This is a genomic window from Faecalibacterium sp. OM04-11BH (assembly GCF_003482185.1).
Lineage (GTDB): Bacteria > Bacillota > Clostridia > Oscillospirales > Ruminococcaceae > Faecalibacterium > Faecalibacterium tardum.
Map to the genome: position 1 here is coordinate 161,187 of NZ_QULS01000006.1, position 6,592 is coordinate 167,778.

Annotated in this window: 6 protein-coding genes; all 6 read left to right on the forward strand. The window is 59.3% G+C overall.

Features of this window, described 5'->3' with window-relative positions:
• The first annotated feature begins 303 nt into the window (after positions 1 to 303).
• The 6 genes from DXB44_RS07580 to DXB44_RS07605 all read left to right on the forward strand — a co-directional run bounded on the left by DXB44_RS07580 (position 304) and on the right by DXB44_RS07605 (position 6,341).
• A complete protein-coding gene (locus DXB44_RS07580; RefSeq protein ID WP_118658280.1) occupies positions 304 to 3,009 on the forward strand; it encodes a valine--tRNA ligase in 2,706 nt (901 codons plus the stop codon).
• A gap of 4 nt (positions 3,010 to 3,013) precedes the next feature.
• Positions 3,014 to 3,523, forward strand: coding sequence for a VanZ family protein (locus DXB44_RS07585; protein WP_243111080.1), 510 nt, complete (start codon positions 3,014 to 3,016; stop codon positions 3,521 to 3,523).
• The gene (locus DXB44_RS07590) at positions 3,520 to 4,785 is read left to right on the forward strand and encodes a folylpolyglutamate synthase (RefSeq protein ID WP_118658281.1); all 1,266 of its coding nucleotides are present in this window, start codon (positions 3,520 to 3,522) and stop codon (positions 4,783 to 4,785) included. Before DXB44_RS07585 ends, DXB44_RS07590 begins: the two co-directional genes overlap by 4 nt.
• Before the next feature lie 99 nt (positions 4,786 to 4,884).
• The gene (locus DXB44_RS07595) at positions 4,885 to 5,208 is read left to right on the forward strand and encodes an STAS domain-containing protein (RefSeq protein WP_118658282.1); all 324 of its coding nucleotides are present in this window, start codon (positions 4,885 to 4,887) and stop codon (positions 5,206 to 5,208) included.
• Complete coding sequence (gene spoIIAB / locus DXB44_RS07600; protein WP_005925208.1) at positions 5,205 to 5,645, forward strand: anti-sigma F factor; 441 nt, start codon at positions 5,205 to 5,207, stop codon at positions 5,643 to 5,645. The genes DXB44_RS07595 and spoIIAB overlap by 4 nt, the downstream gene beginning before the upstream one ends.
• 21 nt (positions 5,646 to 5,666) lie before the next feature.
• Entirely contained in the window at positions 5,667 to 6,341 is a 675-nt protein-coding gene (locus DXB44_RS07605; RefSeq protein ID WP_118658283.1) for a sigma-70 family RNA polymerase sigma factor, read from the forward strand.
• The last annotated feature ends 251 nt before the right edge of the window (positions 6,342 to 6,592 follow it).

The following is a 6,592-nucleotide window of genomic DNA, read 5'->3' on the forward strand; positions in this document are numbered from 1 at the left end:
ACGCTATATTCTTTTTATAAATGCGTTGAAAAAGAGTGTGCATCGTCTGGGACCGCACAGAGAGCCGGGGGCAGCTGAAAACCCGGCGGGATACCGGCGGGGCACTGTCACTTTGGAGCAGAAGCGGTGAGCTGAGCCGGTAAGCCGCTTTCGGGTCTGCCCTACGTTACAGGGGCATCAAGGGGCGCGGAGCTTTCCGCGCAATTTGGGTGGTACCGCGGTCATGTATTTACAGCCGTCCCATGGAACGCTCCGTGGGGCGGCTTTTTGCGTCCCACTTCATCAAATTTTTGGGAGGACACTATGAAAGAGCTTGCAAAGCAGTACGATCCCAGTCAGGTGGAAGATCGTATCTACCAGTTCTGGCTGGACGGCGGCTACTTCCACACGAAGGCCGATCCGGACAAGAAACCCTACACCATCGTGATGCCGCCGCCGAATGTTACCGGTCAGCTGCACATGGGGCATGCGGTGGATAACACCATGCAGGATATCCTCATCCGCACCAAGCGGATGCAGGGCTATGCCGCCCTGTGGGTGCCCGGCACCGACCACGCCTCCATTGCTACCGAAGCCAAGGTGGTGGAAGCTATGCGCGCCGAGGGCCTGACCAAGGAGATGGTCGGCCGCGATGGTTTTCTGGAGCGCGCATGGGCATGGAAAACCAAGTACGGCAACCGCATCGTCAGCCAGCTGAAAAAGCTGGGCAGCAGCTGCGACTGGGAGCGCGAGCGCTTTACCATGGACGAGGGCTGCTCTGAAGCTGTCAAGGAAGTATTCGTGCGTTTGTACGACAAGGGGCTGATCTACCGCGGCAACCGCATGGTCAACTGGTGCCCCCACTGCAACACCTCCATTTCCGACGCCGAGGTGGAGTACGAGGAGAAGGACGGCAGCTTCTGGCACCTGCTGTACCCGGTCAAGGAGACCGGCGAGATGCTGGAGCTGGCTACCACCCGCCCCGAGACCATGCTGGGCGATACCGCCGTGGCTATCAACGGCGAGGATCCCCGCTACGCCCATCTGCACGGCTGCCATGTGGTGCTGCCCCTGCTGAACAAGGAAATCCCCATCGTCTGCGATGAGCACGCCGATATGACCAAGGGCACCGGTGTCGTGAAGATCACCCCCGCCCACGACCCCAACGACTTTGAAGTCGGTCTGCGTCATGACCTGCCCATCGTGCGCGTGTTCACCTACGACGGCCACATGACCGGCGCTGCCGACAAGGCTGCAGCCGATGCCCTGTTTGCCGCCGGCAAGAACACCGTCAACGAACCCCATGTGCTGGACTGCGGCAAGTACGCCGGCATGACCGCACTGGAAGCACGCAAGGCCATTCTGGCCGATCTGAAGGAGGGCGGCTTCCTGAAGGAGACCGAGCCCCTCAAGCACGAGGTGGGCACCTGCTACCGCTGCCACTCCACCATTGAGCCGATGATCTCCAAGCAGTGGTTCGTCAAGATGGAGCCGCTGGCAAAGCCCGCCATCGAGAGCGTGGAAAAGGGCGAGATCAAGTTTGTGCCCGAGCGCTTTACCAAGAACTATATGAACTGGATGAAAAACACCCGCGACTGGTGCATCAGCCGTCAGCTGTGGTGGGGCCACCAGATCCCGGCTTGGTACTGCGACGACTGCGGCGAGACCGTGGTGGCAAAGTCCGCTCCCTGCAGCTGCCCCAAGTGCGGCGGCACAAAGCTGACCCAGGATCCCGACACGCTGGATACCTGGTTCTCCTCTGCCCTGTGGCCCTTCAGCACGCTGGGCTGGCCCAACGAGGAAAGCGCCGACCTCAAGTATTTCTACCCCACCAATACGCTGGTCACCGGCTACGACATCATCGGCTTCTGGGTCAGCCGCATGATCTTCTCCGGTCTGGCTTACACCGGCAAGGCTCCCTTTGACACGGTCTGCATCCACGGTATTGTGCGTGACAGTCAGGGCCGCAAGATGTCCAAGAGCCTTGGCAACGGCATCGACCCGTTGGAAGTTATTGCCCAGTACGGTGCAGACGCTCTGCGCTTTATGCTGGTGGACGGCTCTACCCCGGGCAACGATATGCGCTATATCGAAAAGAAGGTGGAGGCTGCCCGCAACTTTGCCAATAAGCTGTGGAACGCCACCCGCTTTGTGCTGATGAACCTGCCCGAGGACTTTGAGCCGGGTCTGCCCAGCGAGGAGCTGCTGGACATGAGCGACAAGTGGGTGCTGACCAAGCTGAATCAGGTGGCTGGTGCTATGACCGATAATCTGGATCACTACGAGATGGGTCTGGCTGCTGCCAAAATCAACAGCTTTATCTGGGACGTCTACTGCGACTGGTTCATCGAGATCGCAAAGCCCCGCCTGAACTCCGGCGATGCACAGCAGGCCGATACCGCCCGCCGTGTGCTGGTGTATGTGCTGGATAAGGCACTCAAGCTGCTGCATCCCTTCATGCCCTTCATCACTGAGGAGCTGTATCAGGCTCTGCCCGGCTCTGCCGAAACCATCATGACCCAGGCTTGGCCCACCTTTGACGCCGCTCACAACTGGGCCGCTGAAGAGGAAGCCTTTGAAAAGGTGATGGATTATATCAAGGCTGTGCGTACCATGCGCACTGAGATGAACGTGCATCCCGCTAAAAAGACCAGCATGATCATCGAAACTGCCGATGCCGCTCCTTTCCAGAACGCACAGGTCTATCTGGCTAAGTTCGCCTTTGCCACCGATGTGGCCTTTACCGAAAAGTATGAGGGCAGCACCGACGGCATGGTACAGGTGTCCACCCACGCCGCCCGCGGCTTCATTCCCATGATGGAGCTCATCGACCGTGAGAAGGAGCTGGCACGCCTGAACAAGGAAAAGGCCAAGGCTGAAAAAGAAATGGCCATGTTCGGCAATCAGCTGAACAATCCCAAGTTCGTGGAGCGTGCCCCGGCGGCTCTTGTGGAGGAGATCCGCAATAAGTTCGCCAAGAGTCAGGATAAGCTGGCCAACATTGAGCAGAGCATCAAGGCTCTGGGTTAAAATAGTGGAATACAATAACAGAGAACGCACCTCGCTGTGGGTCATTGTGGGACGAGTGGCCTTTACCGCTGCGTTGATCGCCTGCATCTGGTTCATCTTTTCCAACTCCATGGCGGTGGCAAAGGTCTCCTCTGGTTCCAGCGGCCGGGTGCTGGCGTGGATGCGCATCATCCTGCGCCGTCTGGGACACCCAGGGCTGGCAGAGCATCTGACCATGCACATCGTGCGCAAGCTGGCACACTTTTGCGAGTATACGCTGGAGGGCTTTCTGCTCATGCTCTGTATGCGGGTGTACAGCCGTCACCCGCTGCGGCATATCACCGTGCCCATGCTGGGTGGTGTGCTGACGGCGCTGACCGATGAGACCATTCAGCTCTTTTCGGAGGGACGCAGCAGTCAGGTCACCGATGTGTGGCTGGATTCTGCCGGTGTTCTGGCTGGCATCCTTGTCGCCATCGTGCTGCTGCTGGCCTGCGAGGGGCTGTATTATCACATGAAAAGGAGACACGAATGACCATCCAACAGGCAAATCAGTATTTTGCAGCTCTGCCGGACGGCTTTGTCGACCCGGCGCAGCTGAGCGCACTGCTGCCCGCCTCGGTGCAGCAGGTGCAGTTCGTGGGTGTGGCAGGCACTGCCGGTAAAACGGCGGTGGCGCGTCTGCTGGCAGCCATCCTGCACGCGCAGGAGATCCGTGCTGGCGTCTACCATGCCGGGTGTGAGCCCCTTGCTGCCCGCATCCGTGTGGATGGCAAGCCGGTGGACGAGGCACTGCTGTGCCGCGCTGCCGATGCCCTTGCTGCCCATGAGGAGCTGCCTTTGCAGGCGGCAGAGCTTGTCGCCGCTGCGTACTGCTTTGGCGAGGCTGGCTGCGCGCTGGCTGTGGTGGAGCTGCCGGACGCAGGTCTGGCTGCGGCGCTGCCCCAAATGCCGGTGTGCGCCGTCACAGCGGTGGGGCCGGACGGCGTGAGCCGCTCGGTGGAACGTCTGGCTGCGCTGGCAGGCGGCGTGATGCGCAAGGACAGCATCTGCGTCACTGCGCCGGAGCAGCCCAAGGCGGTGCTCAGTGAGCTGGTTGTGGCTGCAGGCAAGTGCGGCTGTGAGCTGGTAGTGCCCGACCCAGAGGATATCACCTTTCTGGAAGCAGAACAGTTTGCCAGCCGGGTGGACTACGGCGGCTACACAGTGCCGCTGGCCTTTCTGGGGCGTCACGCCGCAGGCAACGCCGCCATGGCGGTGGAGCTGGCGCTGGCGCTCTGCCGCAAGGGGGTGGACATCTCCGATGAAGCCATTCTGGATGGCATCGCTGCCGTGGACAACCGTTGCAGCATCCGGGTGCTTTCCCAGCGCCCGCTGGTCATTCTGGACGCCTGCCGCACCCCGCAGCAGGCTGCTGCGCTGCTGCGCGTGCTGAACATGGCTAAAGTGCGCCACATGAGCGCCATCATCGGCCTGACCGAGGAGGAGGGCGCCGAAGCCTTCTTCTCCGCGCTGGAAACCGGCCTGAGCCCCGAGGAACAGAAAAAGGATAAATCAACCATGCCCGGCATGAGCGAGAGCCCCTTTGATAAGGTGTATCTCGTCACGCCCGCCGGTGTGGAGGAGCAGCTGACCCGGCGTCTGACCGAGAAGGCAAAATATCACTTTGACGCTCAGCTCTGCACCAGTCTGGACGAAGCAGTGCAGCTGGCGCACGCCAACACCCGCCGCGGATTGCTGGTCTGCGGCAGCGAGGCGGCAGCACTGGAAGCTGCCGAGCTGCTGGCAAAGGCATAAACCGCCGACAGCTTTTTCTAAAAAATAACCCGAAGATCCCGTACACTGAAGCTATGTGTACGGGATCTTTTATTTTGCAAAAAAGGAGATGGACAAGCAATGGTAACGGTGACCTTCAGCGCGGCAGGGGAGACCCTGTACGCCTATCTGGCGGGCGAGATCGACCACGATGCCGCCCAGAGCCTGCGGATGCAGCTGGACGATGCACTGGTCAGCCGCAGCCCTCGCACCTTGATCATAGACCTTGGCGGGGTGGGATTCATGGATTCCTCCGGCGTCGGGCTTATCCTTGGACGGCAGCGCTGCGCCCGCGTACTGGGCACGACCCTGCGGTTGCAGCACGCCCCCGCACAGCTTCAAAAAGTCCTGCGGCTGGCGGGCATCCCCTGTATGGAGAACATAGAAAAGGAGAATGCACAATGAAAGCAGAAAACAGTACCCGTATCCAGTTCGATTCCCTCAGCAGCAACGAGGCCTACGCCCGCGGCGTTACGGCAGCCTTTCTGGCGCGATACGACCCCACCGTGCCCCAGCTTGCCGACCTGAAAACGGCAGTGTCCGAGGCGGTGACCAACTGCATCGTCCACGCCTACCCGGAGCGGATCGGGCCGGTGTGTATGACCATAGCGGTCTACCCCGACCGGGAAGTGCACATCACCATTACAGATAAGGGCATCGGCATCCCCAACGTGGAGCAGGCCATGCAGCCATTGTTTACCACCGGTAACCCCGAGGAACGCTCCGGCCTGGGCTTTGCGGTAATGCAAAGCTTCATGGACAGGGTCAAGGTCACCTCAAAGCCCGGCAAGGGCACAAAGGTGCTGCTGGTCAAGCGTCTGTCCCGGCGGGAGCCTACATAAAAAGGAAAGGCGGTCCGGTATATGGTAACGGATAAGACCCGGCGGGAAGCATTCATCACGCAGAATCTAGGGTTGGTGCACGCCTGTGCGGGCAGATTTCGTGGGCGCGGCATGGAGTACGACGATCTGTACAGCGCAGGCTGCGTGGGACTCATCAAAGCCTACGACAACTTTGACGAGAGCCGAGGCGTGTGCTTTTCTACCTATGCCGTGCCGGTGATCCTTGGCGAGATCAAAAAGCTGTTCCGGGATGGTGGCACGGTCAAGGTGAGCCGCTCCCTGAAGGAACTGGGAATGCGGGTGCAGGCGGCACGAGAACATACCATGAAACTATGCGGCACAGAGCCTACCTTGCAGCAGCTGGCAGAGCAGCTGGACGAACCAATAGAGAATGTGGCCCTTGCCATACAGGCCGCTAAGCCCGCCATGAGCCTGACCCCGGAGGGCGGCGAGGACGGAGACCGGCAGCTGGATATCCCAGTGGAATCCCCGGAGGAGGAACTGGCGGATCGAATCAGTCTGGCAGAGGTGATCGAAGCGCTGCCGGAGCAGGACAAGCAGCTGATCCGCCTGCGCTTTTATGGCAACCGCACCCAGAGCGAGACTGCAAAAGCACTGCACACGACTCAGGTACAGATCTCCCGACGGGAACGCAAGATCCTGATCTGGCTGCGCACCCGGCTTTTGGAAGAATAAGGGAGGAAGTGTCTATAAAAAATGTAAAAAACTGGGCAAAAAGTCAAAAGAATGATTTTGACGTAAAATTTGTAAAAAATCGCTTGCTTTTTGAAGGATGCTGTGCTAAAATACACTACTGTCAGGCGGACGTCCGACAGAATGAGATACTTCAAAAACGACGTCAAACGGAGAGATTCGACAGAATCAAAAATGAATCTCAAAAGTCTTTCAAAAAAGTGCTTGACAACTTATCGCGAAAGTGATAAAAT